Genomic DNA, 25,020 nt, shown 5'->3' with positions numbered 1-25,020 from the left:
ACAACATCAAATTAAAGACTTATCTGATAGGAGTCTTTCTGGCAGTACCGGCCTTTCGCGGATACTTTGCCGGTGAAGGCTTAACTTTTCTGATTAAAACCAGCTGGTGCATGGTCATGGAAGGATCATCTGAATGAACTGGAATTATCTTCTCAATTTCACCTCCGAGAATCTTCACCGCCTTCTGCCCTGCCCGGCATTCTTCTTCTGCCTTTTCTCCTTTATAAGCGATCATAAGGCCGCCGGTCTTAACGAAAGGAAGACACCACTCAGCAATAATATTGACTGCAGCAACGGCTCTGGTCACGCAAAGATCAAAGGACTCCCTCATTTCATCCATTCTGGCCAGATCCTCAGCCCTTCCATGGATAACTTCCACATTAGAAAGGGATAAATCCTCTGCAATCTCATTCACAACAGCCAGTTTCTTTCTCACAGCATCCACAAGGACAAACTGTGAGTTTTTATTGGTGATTGCCAGCGGAATACCTGGGAGACCTGCACCTGTCCCCAGATCCAGAACCCTGGTACTGGAAGTGAATTCATACACATCATTAACAGAAAGGGAATCTACTATATTCTTCTGAAGAAAATCATCTCTGTTGTCTACCGCAGTGAGATTCAACCTCTCGTTCCAAGCAAGTATGGCATTCATATATGCACACATGCGGACAGTACAATCATTGCCATATCTGTTAATGAGCTGATCAATAGTCTCCTTGGATCTGATACGGGCCTCGCTGTCATTTTTATTAAGAATGGAAAAATCAATCTCAAACTCAGACAGGTCTTTATCAAGAACATCTGTTCGGAACTTTTCTTTCATAAGTTCTTCGTCAATTTTCTTCTGATTGATCATGATTTTGTCTCCTGTTAAGCCGGTTCATCTTCTCCAGATAAACCAGAAGCACGTTTATATCAGCCGGATTAACTCCGGAAATTCTGCTGGCCCTTCCAACAGTATCTGGCTCAATACTTTTAAGCTTCTCAACAGCCTCCAGCCTGAGCCCTCTTATGTCATCATAGTTTATGTCTGCAGGGATAGATTTGTTTTCAAGCTGGCGCATCTTCTTCACGCTGGACTGCTGCTTTGAAATATATCCCGAATACTTTATTTCAACCTCAATTTCCGTGATTTCGTTTCTTGTCAGTTCAGGCCTGTCACTATCGATGCTTTCAAGGTAATCATATCTCACTTCAGGTCTCTTTAGCAAATCATAAAATGTCTGATTTTCTTTGGATTCAGGTGCTCCAATAGATTCAAGGAAACCTCTCAGGACGCTCATCTCCACCTTCTTGTGTTTCAGCCTTTTCAACTCAGCAGAGATTCTCTCCTGTTTTCTGAGAAACCTGTCATATCTTTCCTGGCTGACAGAGCCGTATTCATATCCAATTGGAGTTAGCCTCTTGTCCGCATTGTCCTGGCGGAGAAGAAGCCTGTACTCTGCCCTTGAAGTTAGAATTCTGTATGGTTCATCTGTTCCTTTGGTAACCAGATCGTCAATAAGAACACCAATATATGCCTGGTCTCTTCTGAGAACCAGAGGCGTAAGATTCTTTATCTTGCGCACGGAGTTAATTCCAGCCATCAATCCTTGAGCAGCAGCCTCTTCATATCCGGAGCTTCCGTTAAACTGTCCGGCACAGAACAAGTTGCTGAACTTCTTGCTCTCAAGGCTTGGTTTGAGGCTCAGAGGATTTACGCAGTCGTATTCAATAGCATATGCCGGCCTTGATATCTCTCCTTTTTCAAGTCCAGCTATTGTATGATAAAACTCCTCCTGTATATCTTCAGGAAGGCTGGTGGACATTCCCTGAATGTACATCTCATCAGTATCCAGGCCTTCGGGCTCAACAAAAAGCTGATGTCTCTTTCTGTCTCTGAACCTGGAGACCTTATCTTCTATAGATGGACAGTATCTGGGGCCTACTCCTGTTATGTTTCCTGAATACATGGCACTTTTGTGGATATTATCCAGGATTATCTTGTGTGTGTCCTCATTGGTATAGGAAAGCCAGCAGTCCACCTTGTTAGGTCCAATATCTTTTCCCTCGTTCATGAACGAAAACGGAACAATGGTGCTGTCCCCTTTCTGAACTTTCATCTTTGTAAAATCAAGGGAATTTCTCAGCATACGTGCCGGTGTTCCGGTTTTGAATCTCCTGAGGTCAAAACCCTCTTCGTAGAGATTTCGTGAAAGAATATCTGATGAAGCAAGACCTGACGGTCCCCCGGAATATGCGGAATCACCAATAAAGATTTTTCCTCCCAGAAAAGTACCTGTAGCAATGATTACTGTCTTAGACTGATACCAGGCCATTGTTCTGGTAACTACACCGGCTGCTTTATTTCCGTCGAAGACAATATCGGTAACCTCAGCCTGCTTAAGATAAAGATTCGGTTCTCTCTCAATGGTCTTCTTCATCTCCAGGTGGTATTTGTTCTTGTCTGCCTGGGCTCTAAGAGAATGAACTGCAGGGCCTTTTGAAGTGTTAAGCATCTTGCTCTGGATGAAAGTCTTATCGATATTGACTCCCATCTCGCCTCCAAGAGCATCAATCTCACAAACCAGATGGCCCTTGCCAGTTCCACCAATAGACGGATTGCATGGCATCATGGCCACCGCCTCAAGATTCATGCAGAGAAGAAGGGTCTTCATGCCCATTCTTGCCGAAATAAGTCCTGCCTCACATCCTGCATGTCCTGCTCCTATAACAATGGTGTCATAAGACCCCATCAGCGAGTAATTTGTAAAATCATCTGTTATCTTCATATTTCAATATACACTCAGTATTCTGTACTGGTTAAAAGCAATTAATGCGAAAAGCAGCACAGAATATTCAAAAATACTAAATTATTTACCAAGACAGAATCTTGAGAAAACAGCATCCAGAATCTGGTCTCCTGTTTCCTCTCCTATCACCTCTCCCAGAGCATCGTAGCCTCTTCTGACTTCAAGCTCACATACTTCCAGAGCTTCTCCCGATCTGATGAGAATCTCGCTTTGGTCCAGACCATCATAGGCTCTTTCCAGAGCGTCCTTCTGCCTCTGGTTTGTAATGAAAACCTGATCGCCAGTAAGAGAAGTGTTGGAAAAAATCATCTCCTTCATCTTGTCACTGATCAGCTGAATGCTGGCATCAAGATCATCTCCCGGAACAAGAGAGGTTTCCAGAACAGTATCGGCTCCTGCAGCAGAACTTATCTCTTCTCCATCAGAAACAAAGCCCTTGTCCATTTTGTTCAGAATAACTATGGTCTTATCATTCTTCCCCGATTCTCTTACAAGTTCAGCAATGGACAAATCCTCTTCATCTGGTTTTCTGCTTCCGTCAACTACAAAGAGAACCATATCAGCCATTTTCACTGCATCTATAGATCTGTCAATGCCAATCTTCTCCACCTGGTCATTTGTATCCCTGATACCTGCCGTATCAATAATCACAACTGGAAGGCCGCCAATATCAACGGTTTCCTCAATAGTATCCCTGGTTGTGCCGGGAACATCTGTGACGATTGCCCTGTTGCTGCCCAGAAGTCCGTTCATCAGCGAGGATTTACCGGCGTTAGGACTCCCAATAATGGCAACCCTTACTCCTTCCCTGATAATCCTCCCCGACGGAGCGCTGTCCAGCAAACTGCGTATTTCTTTTTTTTCATGTAAAATAGCGTCCGCCAGTGCGGAGTATTCCGACTCTTCGATGTCTTCATCGGGAAAATCGATATTAACGGCCATCTGAGCAAGAACATCCAGAATAGAACTCCTGATAGAACGGACCCTTCTTCCCACAGAACCTTGAAGTTGCCCTGCTGCTACCATATGAGGAATCTCAGTTCTTGAACTTATGATGTCCATTACAGCTTCAGCCTGCGAAAGGTCAAGCCGCCCGTTGAGAAAGGCCAGCTTGGTGAATTCACCAGGTTCAGCCATTCTGGCACCTGCCTTCAGAGAGGCCTTGAGAATCATATTCATGCTAACGGGTCCGCCGTGGGCCTGGATTTCCACCACATCTTCGCAAGTATAGCTGTGAGGTCCTTTCATATAGATAAAAACTGCTTCATCAATGATCTGAGGGTCTTTCCCATTATGAACAGATACATCATCCGGATCAGCAGCGTGGCCAAAATAAACGTGACGAGGTTCCGGATCTTCAGGACACTCGACGAAGATTTTCTTCATAATATCCAGCGCACTGTCACCGCTGATTCTTACTATTCCAATTCCTCCCTGTCCCAGTGGTGTGGAGATTGCAGCAATGGTTTCCGACATAAAAATCCTTTATAAATTACAGTTACTCAAACTAATATTAACTCTGTTTGTCCCACAATTATACTCTTCATTTTTGAAAATGAAAAACCGAATAATACCCATATAAGAGTAAATTATCACTTGTTTTGGGAAGCAAAACAGATAAGAAAAATGACTCATCCTGAGACGAGTCATTAAAGTGCTAATGATATTTGTAAAGAAAATATGTGCTATTTTCTTTCGATAATAACCCTTCTGTAAGGATCCTTGCCTTCACTGCGGGTCTGAACCTTTGGATGGTTCTGCAGTGTAGCGTGAATAACCTTACGCTCATAAGGGTTCATGGGCTCCAGCGTAATGCTGTGATTTGACCTCTCAACTTTACCTGCAAGTCTGTTTGCAAGATCGATGAGGGTCTGTTCTCTCTTAGCTCTGTAGTTTTCAGCATCAAGCACTACTCTGATGTACTGGTCGCTGTCCTTATTGACTACAAGGCCGGCAAGGTACTGGATAGAATCCAGAGTCTGTCCTCTTTTACCGATGATAGTACCTGTGTCTTTGCCTGAAATATCAACGTGAACAAAGTTCTTTCCAACCTTAACGCTGAAATTCAAATCGATACCCATCTTATCAGCAACTTCCTCCAAGAAGTCTTTGACAGGATGTTCTTCTACAGGCTCTAAATCAGACAGGTCGAACATAAGTGAAACCTGTGGTCTGCTCTGTCTTCTTCTGTTCCTGCTTTTTTTCTTGCTGTCTTTCCTGTTCCTGCTGGCAGCTTCTCTGGCAGACTGGCTGGCTCTTGCATCCTCCAGTTCTTCCTGTTCGAACCTGTCATAATCCTCTCTGATTTCGTCAGGAACGGAAATCTCCTGATTTTCAGGAAGACCGGCCAGAATTTTATCAATATCGTCGAATTTGGCCTTTTCCTTGCGGCTGTTTGCGGCAACATCCTCTTTGGCTGTTACTCTGACTCTGGCAAGCTTTGATCCGATGCCGAGAAAACCACTGGAGCTTTCCTCCAGAACCTCAACATCTACCTTATCTCTTGTGAGCTTGAGTTCCTTCAGCGCGAGGTCGACTGCCGTATCAACATCCACACCCCATTTCTCCGAAGATCTCATTTACCTTTTTTTTCCTTTCATTCTTGCCGCTTTCTTTTTCTCAAGCTCTTTCTCGGCCCGGGCTCTCATTTTCTCCAGTTCTGCTTTCTCATTCATCTCTCTGCGGATCTTATTCATTCTCAGATTGAAGAAAATCTGAAGGAACTGACCGCCTGCCCAGTAAATAGCCAGACCAGCTGGATAAGATCTTCCAATCCAGAGAATTGTCAGAGGGAAGAAATACTTCATAACCTTCTGCATTGCCTGGGTCTGCATGTTGCCCTGGTCTGTAGTGAGCTTAGATGTCATTGAAAATGAAAAATAGGTGGAAACGCCGGCCAGGATTGGTAAAATCCAAAGGTCCGGCTGAGCCAGGTCTTTGATCCACAGAAAAGGTTCGTGGATAGCAAAGAGCATCTGCTTATCTGTCATGTACAGCATAGGATTTCTCAGAAGCTGGAACAGGCCCATGATAATAGGGAACTGTATCAGCATCGGAAGACATCCGCCCATTGGGTTGAAGCCTTCCTCAGAGTAAAGCTTCTGCATTTCCTCTGACATCTTCTGCTGATCGTTTGCATACTTTTTCTGAATTTCCTGCATCTTAGGCTGAACAGCAGCCATTCCTGCAGTTGCCTTAATCTGCTTAACATAAAGCGGATACATGATGCACTTAACCAGAACTGTAAGAATGATCAGTGAAATACCATAGTTTCCTACAAGACTGTAGATAAGGGTAAGCAGCATTCCAAGCGGCTTAGCGATTATTCCTAAAAAATTCATTTCATCTCCCGATTTGGTTTTTATTTCAGAGGATCGTATCCGCCGGGGTTGCCCGGATGACAGCGAAGAATTCTCTTGATTCCAAGCCAGCTTCCTTTAAAAGGACCGTACTTCTGAACGGCCTGAATAAAGTACTCACTGCAGGTTGGATAGAATCTGCAGGTAGGTGGAAACATTGGCGAGATAAACTTCTGATATCCTCTGACGATGAGAATTAAAACACTTTTAAGAAAATTACTTATGTGTTTCATCTTATTGTCCTCTGCGATCATGTGCAAATGGATGATATTCAAAATCAGTTTCTATCAATAAGCCCGGCACCATTCAGTGCGCCGAACATACATTTCTGAACGTCCTTCATCTTCCGTCCATTGATAGTCTTTCTGGCTACAAAAATTATATCGTAACCAGCCCCCGGTTTCGGACTCATAAGTCTGTAACTTTCTCTCATGAGTCTCCTGGCACGGTTTCTCTGAACACTATTTCCCACCTTCTTGCTTGCAACATATGCAACTCTCGTATATTTCAAGTGGTTCTTTCTGAACAGAACTACAACGTACCTGCTTCCCCTGGAGCTTCCCTTCTTGTATACCAGATTAAAATTCTTCTGATTCCTGAGAATATCTTTCCTGAGCATAAACAGATCCAATCAGACACGGGGATAGTGACTAAGCAGTCAGCTTCTTTCTGCCCCTTGCTCTTCTTCTCTTCAGCACCTTACGGCCACTTACAGTTGCCATTCTCTTTCTGAATCCGTGCTCCTTCATTCTCTGTCTCTTCTTAGGCTGATAAGTTCTTTTCATTTGATTCCTCCTTACCCGTTATGGGTAAAATAATAAAACAATAAAGTTAACTTCTGAAGCAAATGCTCCATGCACTGCAGCCTGGCTGCAGAAAATACTCACGCCATCTTAATTTCAAAGGCGCAATATCGAGTAATTATACTGAAAAACCAGTGTAAAAGTCAAATATTAAATAAATGATTGCTACGAGAACTATAAATATCTAATAGAAAAGATGCCGCTGTATTATGCGGCACCTCTCTATTGCTTATGTATTTTTACTTTTTACTTAACTGTATTACCTGACGTGAGAATTCTTTCTCTTTCTTATCTGAGCAAGAAGGACTACGAGAACAGCAGCGCATACCAGTGCAGATCCGTAAAGTATAACTGTTCCATTGTCGCCAGTCTGAACAATGCTTCTTACTTTCTTTACAACAGTCGTCTTGTTGCTGTCATTACCATTGTCCGTTGTGGTTTTGTCAGTATTATCTGACGGATTCTTAGGATCTGTTGTTTTTCCAGGATCCTGTGGATCAGTTGGATCTACATTGTCTCCCGGGTCCCCAGGATTAGATGGATCTTCAGGGTCTGTAGGACCAGCAGGATCCTTAGGCTCTTCCTTTTCCTGGGTATTGGTTATTGTACCGCCGTTTTCCACAGTGGACTTATCGGCATCATACCCAGTAACTTCATCTTCCTTGACTGTGTACTTGATCTCATTGCCACTGGAATCTTTCAGTGGAAGATCTTCGTAGACAACAGTATAAGTATTGTCCAGATTATCTGTTATCGTTGGGTTTACTCCTATGACCTCTGTATCGCCATTCATCAGGTGAATGCTTTTAGCAAATTCATCTGATGACGGACGCTTTCCATCCTTGTTGTCTTCGTCATTCCAGGTCTTGGTTATGGAGACCCTGGTGGTCTTCTCAGCGATGGACATCAACTTATTAACAGTTATGCTCTCCCTGTGGATCTTTGCTCCTATCATGTTCTGGAAAGCTTTTCCATCTGATGCCTTCTGTCCGTTAACGGCCTCGAACACTATCAGGTCCCCTTCCATCCACGGAATAGTAGAAGTAAGTGATATATTTGCTCCTCCCTGTGGCTCAGCATCAGATACTAGAACAAAAGTATCTCCCACCTTTATCTCTGTCTTCCCGTCAGTGGTGGTAACACCCTGAGGAAGTGTCAGCTTGAAAGTAGTGTTGTACGTTGAAGGAGCCTTAAGAGTGAGAGGACCCGTGTACCACTTTCCATCTGCGCTGTTCTGTTCGAACAAAGCGTCTCCTTCAATTGAAACATAGCTGGAATCAGGTTTCTCGGTGAGTATGTTCGTACTCTGAGCGACCTTCAGTGACTTGGAAAGTGGGGTGGAATCATGTACCCCTGTATTGTCTGGTATTCCGTACTCTTTCATCAGATACCAGACAGCGTTGGAAGTAGCAGAATAAGCCTGGGAATCAGTGAGAAAATAATCTCCTCCGTACACCTTAGAGTACAATTCCAAAGGCGTGCTGCTGTTTATCATGCTCCAGACAGCACCGTAGAATGGCGTTGACGTAATATCATCATAGGAAAGCCCGGATTTTGTTGTTCCCCCTGTGGGATAGAGCTCATACACCTGCTGTGAAAATTTCTTCAGATAATCAATGTTTCCCGTGTTTTTTTTCAGATCATCAAGAGAGAAAATCCTTCCGTCAAGTGTGTCGGGAAAGTCATTTCTCAAAGCTTCCGGGGGATTGAGGATCTGGTTGAACTCATCTGCAGTGATGATATCAACATTGGATTTTATGGAATAGAGGGACATTCCATTATATGGATAACCCGCATAAAGAATAGTCTTCAGCCTGTCAGTAAATTCAGCTACCTTATCGGGGTCTTTAAGTCCGTTCTCTTTGCAGAACTCCTCAATGGAGGTCTTTTCATAAGATGGAACAGGTCCTGTTTCCGGAGTATAGTGAGGCCAGTGGCGCCCGTTATTCATACAGAAGATGATCACTTCTGATCCGTCTTCCATTTTTACAGAATGGATGTCTGTCTGTTCGTTGTAATCTATCTTATATGTGTTACTTGTATCACCGGCTGCAAACACAGATCCGGATCCGAAGCATGCCATCACCGCCAGGGACAACAACGCCACTAATATTTTCTTTCTCCCCTTTTTCAAATCTCTAACCTCCGTAAATAGTACAAATCGGATTGTTTTAACTAATGCCAAAAATATATAAATTGCCCTAATTAGTATACATTGGGATTCTATATTACAGATAATCCTTTGTCACTATCTCAATATAAAAAACTCATAAAAGAACAAGATTAAAACATCTCAATGACAAATATGCATATATTTTCTCAAAAAATAAGATATCCACAAGATGTAGTGGAACCCATAAGTTATTAACAAAGTTTTCCACAACATGTGCATAACTTTCTTTTTGTAATAGCTTCTATGTGGAATTTCAAGGCGTGTGTGATTCTTGCGAATGTTGATAAATTTATGTAGAATGTGTTCATTCAAAGAGGAGAGAACCATTGGATAATAACAAGATATGGGAAGAAGTCCTGATCAAGACACGAACTAAGATGACTACGATCAGTTTTACCACTTGGATCGTACCCCTTACAATAAGAAAACTTGATGATACCTCGGGTATTGCATATCTTGAGACGGACGAAGGACCTGTAGTAAAAGGTGTAAAGCGCCATCTCGGAACTATTGAGGAAAGTTTCAGAGAAGTTACCGGCAGGTCTTACAGAGTAATAATAAAGAAAAAAGAAGATTACGAGGAGGAGAATAAAGGAAGAAATCCTTCTCGTACTTATTTTGATGCTGAAAAGACGCTGAATCCAAGGCTTTCATTTGAAAACTTCGTTGTGGGAAACAGTAATAAATATGCTCACGCCGCCTCATTTGCAGTAGCCGAATCACCTGCAGAAGCGTATAATCCTCTTTTTCTATATGGAGGATCGGGACTAGGCAAAACCCATCTGATGCAGGCCATAGCCATACACATCCTGAACAACAATCCAGGAATGAATGTTTTGTACGTATCTTCAGAACAGTTCACAAATGAGCTGATCACTGCCCTTTCAGAGAACAAAACAAAACAGTTTAAGAATAAATACAGGAAGACAGATGTTCTTCTTATAGACGATATTCAGTTCCTCGAAGGAAAAGAAAGTACCCAGGAGGAATTTTTCCACACCTTCGAAACTCTGTTCCAGGAGAATAAGCAGATTGTAATTTCCAGCGACAGACCTCCAAACAATCTTGTAAAGATAGACGAAAGGCTACGGTCAAGATTTGCATGGAACATGATTGCCGATCTGCAGCCAGCTGATTTCGAAACACGTGTTGCTATTCTGAGGAAGAAGGCTGAAAACGCTGGAATTGAGTGGACTCAGGATGTCTACAACGTTTGCTGCCTTATTTCTGAACAGGTGACAGATAACATCCGTGAGCTTGAAGGTGCCTTCAACCGGGTTGTTGGTATGGCCCAGCTCATTCCTGGAGAGGAAGTAAATGTAGAATTTGCAAAAAGAATTCTAAACGACATAATCAAAGATAACGAGAAGGCCGTAGCTCCTGAGAGAATAAGGTCCATGGTCGCCAGACATTACAAAATCAAGGTGGCAGACATGGATTCCAAGAAAAGAAATGCAGAAATCACCCTGCCACGTCAAGTGGCTATGTACATCTGCAGAGAAGAAACAGACCTTTCTCTTCCAAAAATTGGAAAACTTTTCGGAGGAAGACACTATTCCACAGTTATTCACTCCCACGAAAAAGTTCAGGAATTGATGAAAAATGACGAAACTTTCAGCAACGAAATAAGTAAACTTATGGAAGAGCTGAAAAAGAATTAATATTTAACATCAATTTACCGTTACACACAGAATAATTAACATAATTCACACATTTTCCTTACGGCTGTTCTACTGTCAAAAAACTGTGCAACTGTTCCAAAAACACAGTTATGCAAGTTTTCCACAGTTTCAACAGCCCCTACTACTACTACTCAAAATATATATAAATAAGGAGCGGCCATAATGAAACTGTATTGCCAGAAGTCATATCTCACTAATGCTCTTAATAATGTGTCCCATGCCCTGCCGGCCAGGACCACAAACAAGATTCTTGAAGGCATACTGGTAGAAGTAAAAGATAATGAAATGACTTTCACTTCTACAGACACTAATATTACGGTTAAAACAAGAATCGGAATTGACGGTAACGGAGAAGCTGATTTTGTAGTACCTGCAAAAAAATTCATCAGCATAGCGTCAAAGCTTCCAGAAGAAGAAGTTATTCTGGAGTTTGACAACGAAAAAAGTTCTCTTTCTATTAAGAGCGGAAAATCCTGCTCCCATCTGATCACCTTCCCTGCAGATGAATATCCAAAGGTAATGGTGCAGTCATCTGAGAATCCGATTTCCCTTAATAAGGAAAGTTTCAGAAAAATGATTAGAAAAACTGCTTTTTCGGCAAGCAGCGACGAAATGAACGGGGTTCTTACAGGAGTTCTTCTTGAAATTAAGAACAAGATGATAAAAATGATTGCTGTAGACACCTTCAGACTTGCCGTATATGAAGATCCTGCGGAAACAGATGAAAACGTAAGTGTGATAATCCCGGCAAAGCTTCTGACAGAATCATCTAAAGTAATTCCTGACGAAGGAGATGATCAGCTCCATCTCAGCATTACAGATAACAAGGTTGTAATGGATTTCGACAATAACAGAGTAGTTATTAACACTCTGAACGGAAATTTCATAAACTACGAAAAAATAATAAGAAGAGATGGAACCATAAAGGTAAGAGTCAAGAAAGAAGACCTGCTGGCCTCTATCGACAGAGCTTCGCTGATGGCAACAGTTCAGACCAACAACCTCATAAAGTGGACAATAAAAGAAGACACACTGGAGATGAACTCCCTCTCTGAAGAAGGAATCATAGATGAAAGTGTTGAAATCATCAAAGAAGGCGAAGATCTCAACATTGGATTCAACTACAAATACATTATGGAAATTCTTAAGGTAATCGATGACGAGGAAATCATTCTTCACATGAAGGACAGCCTGAGCCCTTGCCTTATCACTCCTCTTCAGGGAGAAAAATATCTCTATCTGGTACTTCCTGTAAGGTTAAACTAGATGTATCTCAAAAATATAAGACTTAAAAATTTCAGAAATTACCATGATCTTCAGCTTGATTTAAATGAAAGCCGCAACGTGATCATTGGAGAAAACGCACAGGGGAAGACGAATCTCATAGAGGCCATCTACCTCTGTGCTTTTTCGCGTTCATTCAGAACCAGAAATTCGGCGGACCTGGTAATGATTGGAAAAGACAGCGCTTCAGTGTCTGCCTCTGTTGTCAGCGAAGAAATTGAAAAGAACATTACAATCTCAATAAACAGCAAGGGCAAAAAAATGATAAAGAAGGACGGAAAAGTCCTGCACCGCACCGCCGAACTTCTTAACAACCTTGTAGTAGTAATTTTTTCCCCTGAAGATCTGAGGATTGTAAAAGACGGCCCCGATAAGAGAAGAGACTTCATCGACAGAGAGATGAGTCAGCTCAGCCCTTCTTATTACAGCATGCTTCGAGATTACAGCCGGGTCCTCAAGGAAAAAAATACGGTTTTAAAAGAAGGACAGGATGGAGATAATTTTGACATGCTGGACATTTACGATCTCCAGCTGGCAAAATACGGTTCAATGATCATCAAGTCCAGGCGGAAATTTATTGAAAGACTGTCCCAGCAGGCCGGGGAAATCCACGGAAATATTTCCGGCGGCAATGAAAAAATGCAGATAAGATACAATCCTAATGCAGATGAGGAAATCCTCCAGGATGCAATTTTTGCACAGCGCAGCAAGGATCTTGTTCTTGGATACTCCACCGCAGGCCCCCACAGAGACGACATGAGTTTTTACATAAACGGAATAAATGCGAAGAATTTCGGATCCCAGGGACAGCAGCGGACCATTGCCCTTTCAATGAAACTGGCGGAGATAAAGATCGCCAGGGAAGTTCTCGGTGAAAACCCGGTTCTCCTTCTTGACGATGTGCTGTCAGAGCTGGATGTGGAAAGACAGAGATTCCTGTTCAGCCAGATCGATGATGTGCAGCAGTTCCTCACTTCAGCAGAGGTTAACGGCAGTCTGCTGGAGAATATGAAGAGTGGAAAGGTTTTTGAGGTAAAAAACGGCCAGATAATGGCAGCAAACCAAAAAGGCAGTTATCCATATGGTTTTCAACACCAGTGAATAACGGGATTTTTGGAGACACGAGAAATCATAATCTTAAGAAAAATATCCATGTGCTTTCAGACTTTGATTTAATACATTCAAATCAGGGGAAAATCCGCTATATTTCGTTATTTTTATGCATGATAAAGGTACTATACACAAGTTGCATGAATTGATGAAAAATGGTAAAATAAGACGCTTTTTGAGGGTGGCAGCTGCAATCGTTAATTTGCACGGCTGCCACTATTGTTTTATAACAGATCGAAGGTAATCATAAATGTGCGCAAAGAAAAAAGAAAATGCATATGACGCTTCCCAGATACAGGTTCTTGAGGGACTGGAGCCTGTAAGACTAAGACCGGGAATGTATATCGGAAGCACAGGTCCGGCAGGACTCCACCACCTTGTATACGAAATCGTAGACAACAGCGTGGACGAGGCCCTTGCCGGGTTCTGTTCTCATATCAGAGTAACTATTGAACCAGATAATTCCATTACAGTCCGGGACGACGGCCGTGGAATGCCTGTAGACATTCACCCTAAGATGGGTATTCCGGCTGTTGAAGTTATCCATACCCAGCTTCACGCCGGAGGTAAATTCGGTGGCGGAGGATACAAGGTATCCGGAGGACTTCACGGTGTAGGAGCTTCTGTAGTAAACGCTCTTTCCACAAAGATGGAAGTAGAAGTCAGCCGTAACGGCAAGATCTACAGGCAGGAATACGCCAGAGGAAAGACCATGACCAAACTTGAGGTCATCGGTGAATCTACGGAAACTGGCTCTTTCTCCCATTTCTGGCCGGATCCTGAAATTTTCGAGGATACAGTATACGACTACGACACCCTTCAGAGACGTCTCAGAGAGATGGCCTTCCTGAACAAGGGTCTCCGCATCTCCATAGAAGACAAGAGACCAGGCAAGGAAAGAAAGGACAGCTTCCACTACGAAGGCGGAATCAAGGAGTTCGTAGCCTACCTGAACAAGAACAAGAATCAGCTTACCGATGATATTTTCTACTTCGAGTCCAAGAACGATGGATACGAGGTGGAAATCTCCCTTCAGTACACTGATCGTTTCAGCGAGCTTATTCTTTCATACGCCAACAACATTAACACTGTTGACGGAGGATTCCACCTGGTTGGCTTTAAGACGGCCATGACAAGAACCGTTAACGACTACGCCAGAAGGAACAATATTCTTAAGGAAAAAGACGATTCACTTCAGGGCGAAGATATCCGGGAAGGAATCACAGCTGTCATCAGCGTAAAGCTTCTGAATCCGCAGTTCGAAGGTCAGACCAAGGCGAAGCTGGGCAATTCCGAAATGAGAGGAATTGTTGAAAGCGCTATGGCCGAGTATTTCTCTGCGTATCTTGACGAGCATCCAAAAGAAGCCAAGGCAATACTGGACAAGTGCCTGAATGCAGCAAGAGCAAGAATTGCAGCAAGAAAGGCAAGAGATACAGTCAGGAAGACCAGCGTTCTCGAGACCACATCCCTTCCAGGAAAACTGGCAGACTGTTCCGAGAAGAACCCTGAGCTTTCAGAGATATTCCTGGTAGAGGGAGATTCCGCCGGCGGTTCAGCAAAGGCAGGAAGAGACAGAAAGAGACAGGCAATCCTTCCTCTCAGAGGTAAAATCCTGAACGTTGAGAAGGCAAGACTGGACAGAATCCTGAATTCCGATGAGATCAAGAACATGATCACAGCATTCGGATGCGGAATCGGAGAGAAGTTTGATATCAACAAACTGAGATATCACAAGATAATAATCATGACCGATGCGGATGTTGACGGAGCCCATATCAGAACACTGCTCCTGACCTTCTTCTATCGTTACATGACACCACTTATCGAGAAAGGATACGTTTACGCTGCACAGCCACCTCTTTTCAGAGACAAGAGAGGCAAAGAAATAGTGTACACCTATTCTGATGAAGAACAGAACAAAGTTCTCAGAGAGTGGAAAGAAAAGAGTGACGCGAAGATCGAGATCCAGAGATACAAAGGTCTGGGCGAAATGGACGAGTATCAGCTGTGGGAAACAACCATGGATTACAACCACAGAACACTTATCCAGATAACAATTGATGATGCAACAGCGGCAGACGAGATCTTCACTACCCTGATGGGTGATAAGGTTCCGCCGAGAAAGAAATTCATCGAAGAAAACGCCAAGTATGTAAAGAACCTGGATATCTAATTAACCAAGGAGCTTAATATAAAATGTCTGAGAATTTAGTAGATCAGAGCAGATTAATAAAGCACGAAATATACGATGAGATGAAGAATTCGTATATTGACTATGCCATGAGCGTAATAGTCAGCCGTGCCCTGCCGGACGTAAGAGATGGTCTTAAGCCGGTACACAGAAGAATACTTTACGGAATGAGCCAGCTGGGCACCACTCCGGACAAACCTCATAAGAAATCGGCCCGTATCGTGGGAGAAGTAATGGGTAAATATCACCCTCACGGTGACAGCTCCATTTACGACGCCATGGTAAAACTGGCCCAGAACTTTTCCACCAGATACCCTCTGGTAGACGGCCATGGAAACTTTGGTTCCATAGACGGCGACGGCGCAGCCGCCATGAGATATACAGAAGCCAGGATGTCCCCGTTTTCCCTGCAGATGGTAAGGGACATCGAGAAGGATACTGTAGACTTCATGGACAACTTCGACGGAGAAGAGAAAGAACCGGTAGTTCTTCCATCCAGAGTTCCAAACCTTCTCATAAACGGTTCAAACGGAATTGCCGTTGGAATGGCCACATCAATCCCTCCACATAACCTGGGAGAAGTTATTGATGCATGTGTCAAGATGATCGACGACGAGAACTGCACTATGGAGGACCTGATTAAGATAATCAAGGGTCCAGACTTCCCTACCGGTGCTCAGATTATGGGAAAAAAGGCAGTTCACGACGCGTACATGACCGGCCGTGGAAAAATTCAGGTACGTTCCAAGTGCCAGATCGAAGAGACCACAAGAGGAAGAATGCGGATCATCGTTACAGAGATCCCCTTCCAGGTAAATAAGGCAAGACTTATAGAGTCCATGGCCGATCTGGTTAAGAACAAGAAAGTTGAAGGAATAACAGCTATCAGAGATGAATCCAGCCGTGAAGGTATGAGAATCGTCATAGAGCTGAAAAAAGACACAAATCCTAATGTTATTCTCAACAGACTTTATAAGCACACTGCCCTTCAGTCCAGCTTCAGCATGATCATGCTGGCTCTGGTAAACGGCGAGCCTAAGATTCTGAATCTCTATCAGATTCTGGATGAGTATCTGAAGCATCAGAAGGTGGTAATAACAAGAAGAACCAAGTTCGACTTAAACAAGGCTGAAGCCAGAGCCCACATACTGGAAGGTCTTCTTATAGCCCTGGATAATATTGATGAAGTAATCAAGGTAATCAGGGAAAGCTACGATGATGCTAAAGAAAGACTGATGGTCCGTTTCGGACTTACTGAAATCCAGGCCAAGGCAATTCTGGACATGAGGCTGGCAAGACTCCAGGGACTGGAAAGAGAGAAACTGGAGAACGAACACGCCGAACTCATGAAGAAGATAGCTTATTACAAGGAAATCCTTGCAGATGAGCACAAGCTCATGGGAGTAATTAAGGATGAGCTCCTTGAAATCAAGGATAAGTACGGCGACAAGAGAAGAACAAGCTTCATCAAGGATACAGGAGAAATTGACGAAGAGACACTGATCGATGAAGAGACTGTTGCCATCACCCTCACCCACCTGGGATACATCAAGCGTATGCCTGAGGATACATTCAAGGCCCAGAAGAGAGGTGGCAAGGGCATCGTAGGCCTGACAACCAGAGACTCTGATTTTGTAAAGGATCTGGTAATGGTATCCACCCACGACACTCTCCTGTTCTTCACTGACAAGGGCAAAGTCTTCAAGATGAAGGGATACGAGATACCTGAGGCTTCAAGAACTGCCAAGGGTACACCTGTAATAAACTTCCTGAACCTTGATTCCGGTGAACGGGTAACTGCAATTATCCCGATGAGAGATTATAACGAAGATGATTATCTGGTAATGGCAACTCTCAAGGGAACCATCAAGAAGACGCCTATTGACCAGTTTGAGAATATCAGGAACAACGGCCTCATTGCCATCAACCTTAAGGAAGATGACCGTCTCATTGGAGTTTCTGATGCAAGAGGAGATGAGAATATCTACATAGTCACAAAGATGGGCAAAGCCATTGCATTCTCAGGTGATGAAGTCCGCAGCATCGGAAGAACCGCTGCTGGTGTAAGGGCCATCAACCTTGAGGACGATGATGAAGTTGTGGCTATGGAGCTGGACGATGGTACAAGCAAGGCCAGAATGTTCGTTCTTACAGAAAACGGATACGGCAAGAGAACTTCTCTGGATGAATACAGACTTCAGAGCAGAGGCGGCAAGGGAGTGATGACCTATGACAAGACCAAGTTCGAGAAGACTGGTTACATCGTAGGAGCAGCTCTGGTAACCACCGACGATGAGATTATGATCATCAACTCCAGCGGAGTCATAATTAGAATCAGAGCAAAGGAAGTATCCACATCAGGAAGAACAACTCAGGGCGTAAAGATCATGAAGGTAGATGAAGACGACAGAATCGTGTCATTTGCAAAAGTTGTAGACAAAGACAGCGATGATGGCGACGACAGTGAATCTGCTGATGATCCTCAGCAAACATTGTTCTAATCCGTATTCCGATATATAACTCAGGATTGCAATAATCAGAAATGATGTGATCATACAGGCAGCTTCGTGCTGCCTGTATTTATTATATTCGTCGATATTTTTTGATAATCAACAGAAAAATGCATAAAAATGGTCTTGATATTGTACAATCCAAACATCTTGAATAAACAGTATATTAGACTATAATATAGAACCGTATTTGATAGACTTATGAGCTTTATAACAGAATCAAGGAAACAGGGGCAAAAATATCGAAAGGTATTGACGCAAAGCTACAGGGCCTTAAATGGCAGCCAGTTGCATCGAGATCACCGGCTTCTTTTTGTGCGGTGATTTTTTCTTGAATGAAAAAAAAATATGTGCAATTCCGGCTTATAGGACAAAAAACGTGTTACAAAACTGCTATAGCCATTGAAATTTCAATGGCTATAGCAGTTTTATCTTTTTTGAAAGAAGATAAAAGGTGGACAAAAAACGTGTTTAGAATGCATGGTAACGATTGAAATTTCAACATGTATGGGCGTTATATCTTTCTGAGAATGAATTATCGGGAGGATACCTAATGAAGAGCGTTAATTGCCCATATTGTGGAGCCAAATGTATCAGACATGGAAAGAATAGTTCGGGTACGCAAAGATGGTTTTGCCCTGAATGCAAGTCATCGTTTACACCCAAGATCGATAACTCTTCAAAACAGTTAAATATGTTTCTGAAGTGGTTGTTTGGACGAAGCACTCAAGGAAATATGCCAGGTGGTGGCAGAACATTTCGGAGAAATACTGTAAAGTTCTGGAACCTGTGGCCTATGCCTCCTGTCATCGAGGACAAGAAAGACGTAGTATATTTAGACGGCATATATCTTGCCAGAAAAGCATGTATATTGATCTGCTGTGATGACGAATATGTACTTGGATGGTATCTGTGCAGATATGAGCACTCCGGTGCCTGGAAGGCATTGATGTCCAGAATAGCGGAACCTGTAATGGTGGTGTCTGATGGAGGCTCTGGTTTTAATAAAGCACTTCGTAAAACGTGGCCTCATGCGAAACACCAAAGGTGTCTGTTTCATGTGTTTTCACAGATAAAACGATATACGACAACGCGTCCTAAAACACTTGCAGGGATTGAGTTATACGCACTTTCAAAGGATCTGCTGAAGCTTGATACCAAAGAGGAAGCAGAGAAATGGACCGAAAGCTTTGTGGAATGGATGAGCAAGTACAACAAATTCCTGAGCCAGATGTCTCGTGACGAAAATGGAAGTTGGAGATACACACATGAAAGGTTGTTAAAGGCACAGCGCTCCATTGTAAGGCTGATAAAAGAAAACAGCATGTTCACATATCTGGATGAGCAGTTAAGTCAGGAAATAGATGAATTGCCGTCAACAAATAATCGAATCGAAGGAGGGGTCAATTCTAGGATAAGAGCATTGCTCAGGAACCATAGAGGGTTATCTGTCGAAAGAAGAATAAAAGCGGTCTTCTGGTGGTGTTATATGCACTCACCAGAGCCGCTTTCTGCGTCTGAAATATTGAAAGTTATGCCTACAGACAAGAGCATTTCAGATATCTACGAAAGAATTTCGGATAGTGAAAAACGTACCTCGACTATCCCTATGTGGGGTGATGCTATTGTCTGGAGTGAACTCCATAGAGAGGACAATTATCCTTCTTACTGGGATTAACAAAACACGTTTTTTGTCCTATAAGCCGGAATTCCAGTAGCCCTGAGACCATACTAAAACTAATATTCAGCATACTAAGGAGAAGTTTTGAAAGCGGCAGAATTAATACTGGAAATAAACCTGTTCTGTGTAGTAATCATGGGGTATATTCTGATTCGTTTGATAATCAGAGACGACAGGCAGATCAGTCAGGTAAAATTCAGAAACATGGTGATGTGGCACATAGTCCTTCTGTTAATAAATGGAATTGGAGAGTACGTAAGTAATAAAATTGCCATAGGAAACGCCAGTGTAACCGTGGCGATTTTGTCTATATACTACATAACTCTGAATATGGCTATCCGTTCATGGTTGATTTATTACACATACAGCGTAAATCTTCCTGATAAAAAGAGAATAAATACAGTAAAGCTGATAAATGCTGGCTCGGCTGTATTCGTATTTTTAAATGCAACTACTGAATTTACACATATCTTGTATTACTCAGATGAAGGAAGAATATTTAGAGCCGGCACCTATTATATTCAGTGGATATACCTGTTCGGAATACAGCTTGTAATTACAGCTGCCTATTACTATTACGCCCATTCTCAGCTTACAAGAGCGGAGAGAAAGATGGCTTATCTCATAGGATCATATCCAATAGTCCTGGTTATATTTCTTTTTATACGCCATACCGTGGGCAACTTCCCGTTTATGGCCATAAGCAACACAATAGCTGTACTGGTAATTTACATTGGATATCTTGATAATGTAATATCCATTGATCCTCTTACAGACATAAACAACAGATCCAGCATGTATGAATACATACAAAAGAAGATCGATGAGAAGCCGGAAAACCTGTCACTTATCATGATCGACATAAATGAATTCAAGAATATAAATGACAAGTTCGGACATATCGAAGGTGACAAGGCTCTTAAGATTGTAGCCGGTACCATGAAAAAAACCGTGCTGGAAAATTACAGGTCCGGGTTTCTCGGAAGGTTTGGCGGTGACGAGTTTATAGTGGTGATCGAGAATGACAAGGAAAAAGCAGGTATTCTGGCTGAAAGAATAAGATCATCAATACAAAAGGCTTCTGTTGATAATAATCTGAAGTATGACATTTCCCTGAGCATGGGAATAACACAGCTAAATGAATCAATAGGAAATGCAGAAAATCTCATTTCAGCAGCAGATGAAGAAATGTACAAAAACAAGAAGCTGATGAAGAGCAGGATGAAAAGCGCTGTTAAATAATTATTTGTTGAGAATATAAAAAAAGATATTATTTGAGCAGAATTGGTTAAATTCCAGTTCTGCATTTTTTATTGTCTATGGTAAAATGAGTCCGGCCTGAGAATTTGAGAATTAAAGACATACCAGGTATCGGGCCAGTAATTTGAGAGAAGGTGATTTCATGCTTAAGGATCTTATTAAAAAGAACAGAAGCACAAGAGGATATGACCGTTCCAGGAAGGTCACTGAAGATGAACTGAAAGAAATGGTGGATTGCGCCCGCCTTTCAGCTTCAAGCATAAATAAACAGCCCCTTAGATTCTATATTTCAAATGATGAGAATGAGGTTGAGATAATCAATTCTCATGTGAAGATGGGAGGACTCCTTCCAGAACTTCACCTGCCTCTTAAGGGCACAGAACCTGTTGCTTACATTCTCATATGTCAGGACACAAAGATAAGCTTCAGCAAAGAAGGTTTTACCAAAGATGTAGGCATCTGTGCTCAGAGCATAACCCTGGCTGCAGCAGAAATGGGGCTTAACGCCTGCATGATCGGAAACTTCATTCAGAAGAGACTGAGAGACGCCATCGGACTGGATGAAAGATACGAGATAAAGCTGGTTATTGCCATTGGCAAGGGAATCGAGAAATTTGAAATAGACGAGGTTTCCGAGAATCAGTCTACAAATTATTACAGAGACGAGAACGGAGTACATCACGTGCCGAAAGTGCGCCTTGATGATGTGGTAATAAGCCGGAACAAACAGAATCACTAAGTGGATAATAATACTGGAGATTGAAGGTTGCGGGAGATCAAGGACAAGAATAGCAGAAGAACAGGACAATAATAAAAGCAGAATAACACAAATGTATAAACACCTGTGGCATTCTGCCGAAAAACTACTCTTCTATGAATGTAACTTCTTTTCCCGTAAGCTCCTTCAAGCCATCGAACACAGTTTTTTCAATGAGACTGTGAACAGATGCCTGTTCCCTCCTGTCCATTTCTTCAATGTGAACTAATGGATGGATGATGCACTTGTAATGAGCAGGCCGGAAACTTCCGTATTCTTCAAAAGTATGGTAAGTTCCCTCTATGGTAACAGGAAGAACAGGAACCTTTGCCTTCTGGGCAAACTTCAGGCTGCCTGCCTTGAAGTGTCTGGCCGGGCCTCCCTTGCTTCTGGTTCCTTCAGGGAAAATAACGAGAGAGTCACCTCTTTTCAGCCTTTCAGTTCCTTCATTTATGACCTGAATGGCTCCCCTGGCATCTCCCCTGTTAAGAAAGATTGTGCCGGTATTTTCAGCGGCCTTCTGAATAATGCCGATTTTTGAAAGCTCTTTTTTGGCAATGAAACCAGTCTGCATGTGCTTGAATATGCTGTAGATCAGAAGAATGTCCGCATATCCCTGGTGATTAGGTACGATCAGTACCGGGCCATCCTGAGGAATATTTTCCTGGCCGTATATTTCGTAGGTTATCTTCAGTTTTTGATTGATATAGTCTGCAAATCTGGAAGTACCCTTGACCTGGATATCTCTTGCCAGTGCGTAGTCCCCTTCTTCTCTGGCCTTCCTTATTCCTGGACCGGAGTGGGAATTGAAATAGTTGATTCCTGAGACTACTCTCAGAAGAGCGCCTCCAGTTGTGAATGGATTCATGAATGTATTCCTTTCAGTATCGGCGGTAATGTGACCGCCTTAATCTTTAAGTGAAAGTATAGCATAAATATTATTTACAGGAGTAAAAATCAGAAATGAAACTTGTTATTCAGAGAGTTAAACACGCATCTGTTACCATTGACGGAGAGGTTGTTGGAAAAATCGGCCAGGGATTCATGGTACTGGCAGGAATAGCCCAGACAGATACTGAAGAAATAGCAGACAAGATGATAAACAAGATGTGCAAACTTCGGATCTTTGAAGATGAGAATGGAAAAACAAATTTATCCCTGTCGGACGTAGGCGGAGAAGTAATGCTTATTTCCCAGTTCACACTGTATGCCAATACAAGAAGAGGAAACAGGCCTTCTTTCATTGAGGCAGGGTCGCCGGATATGGCCTCCCCTCTCTACGATCACATGATTCAGGAATGCGGCAAATATGTTGAACACGTTGCAAAAGGAGAATTCGGAGCAGATATGAAGGTTGAGCTTCTGAACGACGGGCCTTTTACCATAGTTATGGATTCTGATGAACTTACAAAGCCAAGGAATCAATAAAAGAACTTGATATCATAAATTAAAAGGGTATAATGGTAATCGGTCTGACTAGGCAGACCAATCCTGCACCACAAGGTGCCAGAAGTCCACAGGAGGTGAAACAATGAGAGATTATGAAGTGCTGTTCGTCCTCGATCCAACTCTTGATGATGAGAAGAAAAACGGCGTAGTTGAAACCGTTAAGGGCATCATCAATGCTGACGGAGAGGCCGGAGAGGCTGATGTCTGGGGCAACAGAAAGCTGGCCTATGAGATCGAGAAGAAGAAGGAAGGCTACTACGTAGTAATTCCTTTCAAGGCTAATCCAGATCTGCCAAAGGAGCTGAGCAGAAGGCTCAGAATTTCTGACAGCGTAATGAGATTCATTATTACAGCTACAGAGGAATAAGCGGACCTGTTTTGGGTCGTAAGCTTGCATTAGAAAGCAAGGGGTGTAAACATGAACCAGGTTATATTGATCGGAAGACTTACTAGAGATCCGGAATTAAGTTATACAGCTAACAGCCAGACTCCTGTCGCTCACTTTACACTGGCAGTTGACAGACCTTCAGCCAGAAGAAACGAGGGTGAGCAGACCGCTGATTTTATCAGAGTAACAGTCTTCGGTAAACAGGCCGAAACTTCCGACAGATACCTGTCCAAGGGTCGTCAGGTTGCGATTCACGGAAGGATCCAGACAGGAAGTTATACGAACCGTGAAGGAGCCCGGGTTTATACCACAGATGTAATTGCTGACAGGGTTGAATTCCTGGGCAGCGGATCCGGAAACGGTGGAGGCCGAGGCGGTCAGGGATACGACAACGGCGGTCAGAGATATGATGGCGGCAATGGAGGAAACAGCTTCAGCCAGCCTGATATGAATGACCTGCCTGATGCATTCCAGGCTGTTGAGGATGATATACCGTTCTAAACCGGTATTATTTCTTACGGAAGGAGATTAGTCTAATGAGCAATACTTTCAACAAGCAGAGACGCGGCGGAGTAAGAAGAAAGAAAGTCTGCCAATTCTGCGCTGACAAGGATAAGAAGATCGATTACAAGGATGTTGAGACTCTGAAGAAGTTCACAACAGAGAGAGGAAAGATCCTGCCTAGAAGAGTGACAGGAACATGTGCAATGCACCAGAGAGCTGTAACAACAGCAATCAAGAGAGCACGTGTTGTTGCTCTTATGCCATTTGACGCTGACCTGAACTAGTCAGCCTGCCATTGATGGTATTAATCAGCGAGCCTGAAAAGGCCCGCTTTTTTTATTGCCAGCAGGCAGTATCTATCTCACGAAATGCAAAGAAAGTTGCCCGGAAGGCGGCAACAGAGATATAATAATCCCACATGGTGAATTTTTAACACAGGAGATTATGCTATGCTTATCAATATGTCTTTGAAAGAATACATCAATGATCTGAGCTCTGACTCCCCTGCCCCTGGAGGCGGTGCTGCAGCAGCATTAACAGGAGCTCAGGGTATTGCCCTGACTATGATGGTGGCAAATCATACAAAGGGAAAGAAGAAATATTCTGAATTTGAAGATCTCATCTGTGAAGCCCTGGATAAAGGAGAGAAGCTGAAGAAAAGCTTCCTTGCCGGAGTTGATGCAGATAAAGAGGCTTTTGGAAAAGTAGCTGCTGCTTATGCCATGGTTCACGGCACTGAAGAGGAAAAGGAAGCTCGCCGCCAGGCAATTGCAGAAGCTTCTGTTCCTGCGGCAATGGCCCCTTTCCAGGTAATGAAAGACGGAATAGAAGGACTGGAACTGACCCTTTCTCTCATGGGAAAATCCAATAAGAATCTGGTAAGCGATCTTTACGTAGCAGCCATCCATCTTGAGGGAGCAGTAACTTCAGCAGCCTATAATGTTTTTGCAAACACAGGCTCCTTTAAGGATAAGAAAAAGGGTGAAATGCTGGATGAGGAAGCCCGGCAGATGCTGAAGAGGTCTTCAGAACTGAAAGATTCTATTCTTGGTCGTTAATGGAGAAGTGATA

23 protein-coding genes and 1 riboswitch are annotated in these 25,020 nt (G+C 43.0%); of the genes, 13 read left to right on the top strand and 10 right to left on the bottom strand.

The genetic code is table 11. The annotated features are described in order from the left end of the window. Window positions 1–19: 19 nt before the first annotated feature. The 9 genes from rsmG to FYJ66_RS04155 all read right to left on the bottom strand — a co-directional run bounded on the left by rsmG (window position 20) and on the right by FYJ66_RS04155 (window position 9,091). Window positions 20–859, bottom strand: a complete 840-nt coding sequence (rsmG, locus tag FYJ66_RS04195) for a 16S rRNA (guanine(527)-N(7))-methyltransferase RsmG (RefSeq protein WP_154572260.1) — start codon at window positions 857–859, stop codon at window positions 20–22. Beyond that, window positions 837–2,774 carry a tRNA uridine-5-carboxymethylaminomethyl(34) synthesis enzyme MnmG gene (gene mnmG / locus FYJ66_RS04190; protein ID WP_235897354.1) on the bottom strand — a complete coding sequence of 646 codons (1,938 nt, stop codon included), beginning with the start codon at window positions 2,772–2,774 and terminating at the stop codon, window positions 837–839. The genes rsmG and mnmG overlap by 23 nt, the downstream gene beginning before the upstream one ends. 81 nt (window positions 2,775–2,855) lie before the next feature. Continuing rightward, complete coding sequence (gene mnmE / locus FYJ66_RS04185; RefSeq protein ID WP_154572259.1) at window positions 2,856–4,271, bottom strand: tRNA uridine-5-carboxymethylaminomethyl(34) synthesis GTPase MnmE; 1,416 nt, start codon at window positions 4,269–4,271, stop codon at window positions 2,856–2,858. Window positions 4,272–4,480: 209 nt separating this feature from the next. After that, on the bottom strand, window positions 4,481–5,374 hold the full coding sequence (gene jag, locus FYJ66_RS04180) for an RNA-binding cell elongation regulator Jag/EloR (RefSeq protein ID WP_154572258.1): 894 nt from the start codon (window positions 5,372–5,374) through the stop codon (window positions 4,481–4,483). After that, window positions 5,375–6,136 (bottom strand): YidC/Oxa1 family membrane protein insertase, encoded by a 762-nt coding sequence (locus tag FYJ66_RS04175; protein WP_154572257.1) that lies wholly within the window; start codon window positions 6,134–6,136, stop codon window positions 5,375–5,377. It abuts the gene before it with no gap. A gap of 20 nt (window positions 6,137–6,156) precedes the next feature. After that, entirely contained in the window at window positions 6,157–6,387 is a 231-nt protein-coding gene (yidD, locus tag FYJ66_RS04170) for a membrane protein insertion efficiency factor YidD (RefSeq protein WP_154572256.1), read from the bottom strand. 44 nt (window positions 6,388–6,431) lie between these two features. Beyond that, complete coding sequence (gene rnpA, locus FYJ66_RS04165) at window positions 6,432–6,773, bottom strand: ribonuclease P protein component (protein ID WP_154572255.1); 342 nt, start codon at window positions 6,771–6,773, stop codon at window positions 6,432–6,434. Between the two features lie 31 nt (window positions 6,774–6,804). Then, entirely contained in the window at window positions 6,805–6,939 is a 135-nt protein-coding gene (gene rpmH / locus FYJ66_RS04160; protein WP_154572254.1) for a 50S ribosomal protein L34, read from the bottom strand. 277 nt (window positions 6,940–7,216) lie between these two features. Next, on the bottom strand, window positions 7,217–9,091 hold the full coding sequence (locus FYJ66_RS04155; RefSeq protein WP_154572253.1) for a Cna B-type domain-containing protein: 1,875 nt from the start codon (window positions 9,089–9,091) through the stop codon (window positions 7,217–7,219). Between the two features lie 365 nt (window positions 9,092–9,456). Between FYJ66_RS04155 and dnaA the strand changes: the two genes are divergently transcribed. From dnaA to FYJ66_RS04115, 8 genes are all read left to right on the top strand, one after another. After that, window positions 9,457–10,791 carry a chromosomal replication initiator protein DnaA gene (dnaA, locus tag FYJ66_RS04150; RefSeq protein WP_154572252.1) on the top strand — a complete coding sequence of 445 codons (1,335 nt, stop codon included), beginning with the start codon at window positions 9,457–9,459 and terminating at the stop codon, window positions 10,789–10,791. A 183-nt stretch (window positions 10,792–10,974) separates the two neighbouring features. Then, on the top strand, window positions 10,975–12,078 hold the full coding sequence (gene dnaN, locus FYJ66_RS04145) for a DNA polymerase III subunit beta (protein ID WP_154572251.1): 1,104 nt from the start codon (window positions 10,975–10,977) through the stop codon (window positions 12,076–12,078). Further along, window positions 12,079–13,197: a DNA replication/repair protein RecF gene (gene recF / locus FYJ66_RS04140; RefSeq protein WP_154572250.1), complete on the top strand. Its 1,119-nt coding sequence runs from the start codon at window positions 12,079–12,081 to the stop codon at window positions 13,195–13,197. Window positions 13,198–13,456: 259 nt separating this feature from the next. Further along, window positions 13,457–15,382, top strand: a complete 1,926-nt coding sequence (gene gyrB, locus FYJ66_RS04135; protein ID WP_154572249.1) for a DNA topoisomerase (ATP-hydrolyzing) subunit B — start codon at window positions 13,457–13,459, stop codon at window positions 15,380–15,382. Window positions 15,383–15,405: 23 nt separating this feature from the next. Beyond that, the gene (gyrA, locus tag FYJ66_RS04130) at window positions 15,406–17,901 is read left to right on the top strand and encodes a DNA gyrase subunit A (RefSeq protein WP_154572248.1); all 2,496 of its coding nucleotides are present in this window, start codon (window positions 15,406–15,408) and stop codon (window positions 17,899–17,901) included. A 231-nt stretch (window positions 17,902–18,132) separates the two neighbouring features. Beyond that, window positions 18,133–18,206: riboswitch (cyclic di-GMP riboswitch) on the top strand. Between the two features lie 257 nt (window positions 18,207–18,463). Beyond that, window positions 18,464–19,588 carry an IS1249 family transposase gene (locus tag FYJ66_RS04125; protein ID WP_154572247.1) on the top strand — a complete coding sequence of 375 codons (1,125 nt, stop codon included), beginning with the start codon at window positions 18,464–18,466 and terminating at the stop codon, window positions 19,586–19,588. Window positions 19,589–19,675: 87 nt separating this feature from the next. Further along, window positions 19,676–20,833 carry a GGDEF domain-containing protein gene (locus FYJ66_RS04120; protein ID WP_154572246.1) on the top strand — a complete coding sequence of 386 codons (1,158 nt, stop codon included), beginning with the start codon at window positions 19,676–19,678 and terminating at the stop codon, window positions 20,831–20,833. A 160-nt stretch (window positions 20,834–20,993) separates the two neighbouring features. Beyond that, complete coding sequence (locus FYJ66_RS04115; RefSeq protein ID WP_154572245.1) at window positions 20,994–21,590, top strand: nitroreductase family protein; 597 nt, start codon at window positions 20,994–20,996, stop codon at window positions 21,588–21,590. Window positions 21,591–21,714: 124 nt separating this feature from the next. Here FYJ66_RS04115 and FYJ66_RS04110 read toward each other — a convergent pair whose 3' ends face one another. Beyond that, complete coding sequence (locus FYJ66_RS04110; protein ID WP_154572244.1) at window positions 21,715–22,476, bottom strand: lysophospholipid acyltransferase family protein; 762 nt, start codon at window positions 22,474–22,476, stop codon at window positions 21,715–21,717. Between the two features lie 95 nt (window positions 22,477–22,571). Here FYJ66_RS04110 and dtd point away from each other — a divergent pair, with 95 nt between their 5' ends. From dtd to FYJ66_RS04085, 5 genes are all read left to right on the top strand, one after another. Continuing rightward, window positions 22,572–23,036, top strand: a complete 465-nt coding sequence (gene dtd, locus FYJ66_RS04105) for a D-aminoacyl-tRNA deacylase (protein ID WP_154572243.1) — start codon at window positions 22,572–22,574, stop codon at window positions 23,034–23,036. Window positions 23,037–23,139: 103 nt separating this feature from the next. Continuing rightward, on the top strand, window positions 23,140–23,424 hold the full coding sequence (rpsF, locus tag FYJ66_RS04100; RefSeq protein WP_154572242.1) for a 30S ribosomal protein S6: 285 nt from the start codon (window positions 23,140–23,142) through the stop codon (window positions 23,422–23,424). A 51-nt stretch (window positions 23,425–23,475) separates the two neighbouring features. Beyond that, a complete protein-coding gene (locus FYJ66_RS04095) occupies window positions 23,476–23,946 on the top strand; it encodes a single-stranded DNA-binding protein (RefSeq protein WP_154572241.1) in 471 nt (156 codons plus the stop codon). Between the two features lie 35 nt (window positions 23,947–23,981). Next, complete coding sequence (rpsR, locus tag FYJ66_RS04090; RefSeq protein WP_154572240.1) at window positions 23,982–24,233, top strand: 30S ribosomal protein S18; 252 nt, start codon at window positions 23,982–23,984, stop codon at window positions 24,231–24,233. Between the two features lie 165 nt (window positions 24,234–24,398). After that, window positions 24,399–25,007, top strand: a complete 609-nt coding sequence (locus FYJ66_RS04085) for a cyclodeaminase/cyclohydrolase family protein (RefSeq protein WP_154572239.1) — start codon at window positions 24,399–24,401, stop codon at window positions 25,005–25,007. Window positions 25,008–25,020: the final 13 nt, after the last annotated feature.

The organism is Allobaileyella intestinalis, from assembly GCF_009695865.1.
Lineage (GTDB): Bacteria > Bacillota > Clostridia > Peptostreptococcales > Anaerovoracaceae > Allobaileyella > Allobaileyella intestinalis.
Note: the sequence above shows the minus strand (reverse complement) of the source record. Positions and strands in the feature narration are given on the sequence as shown.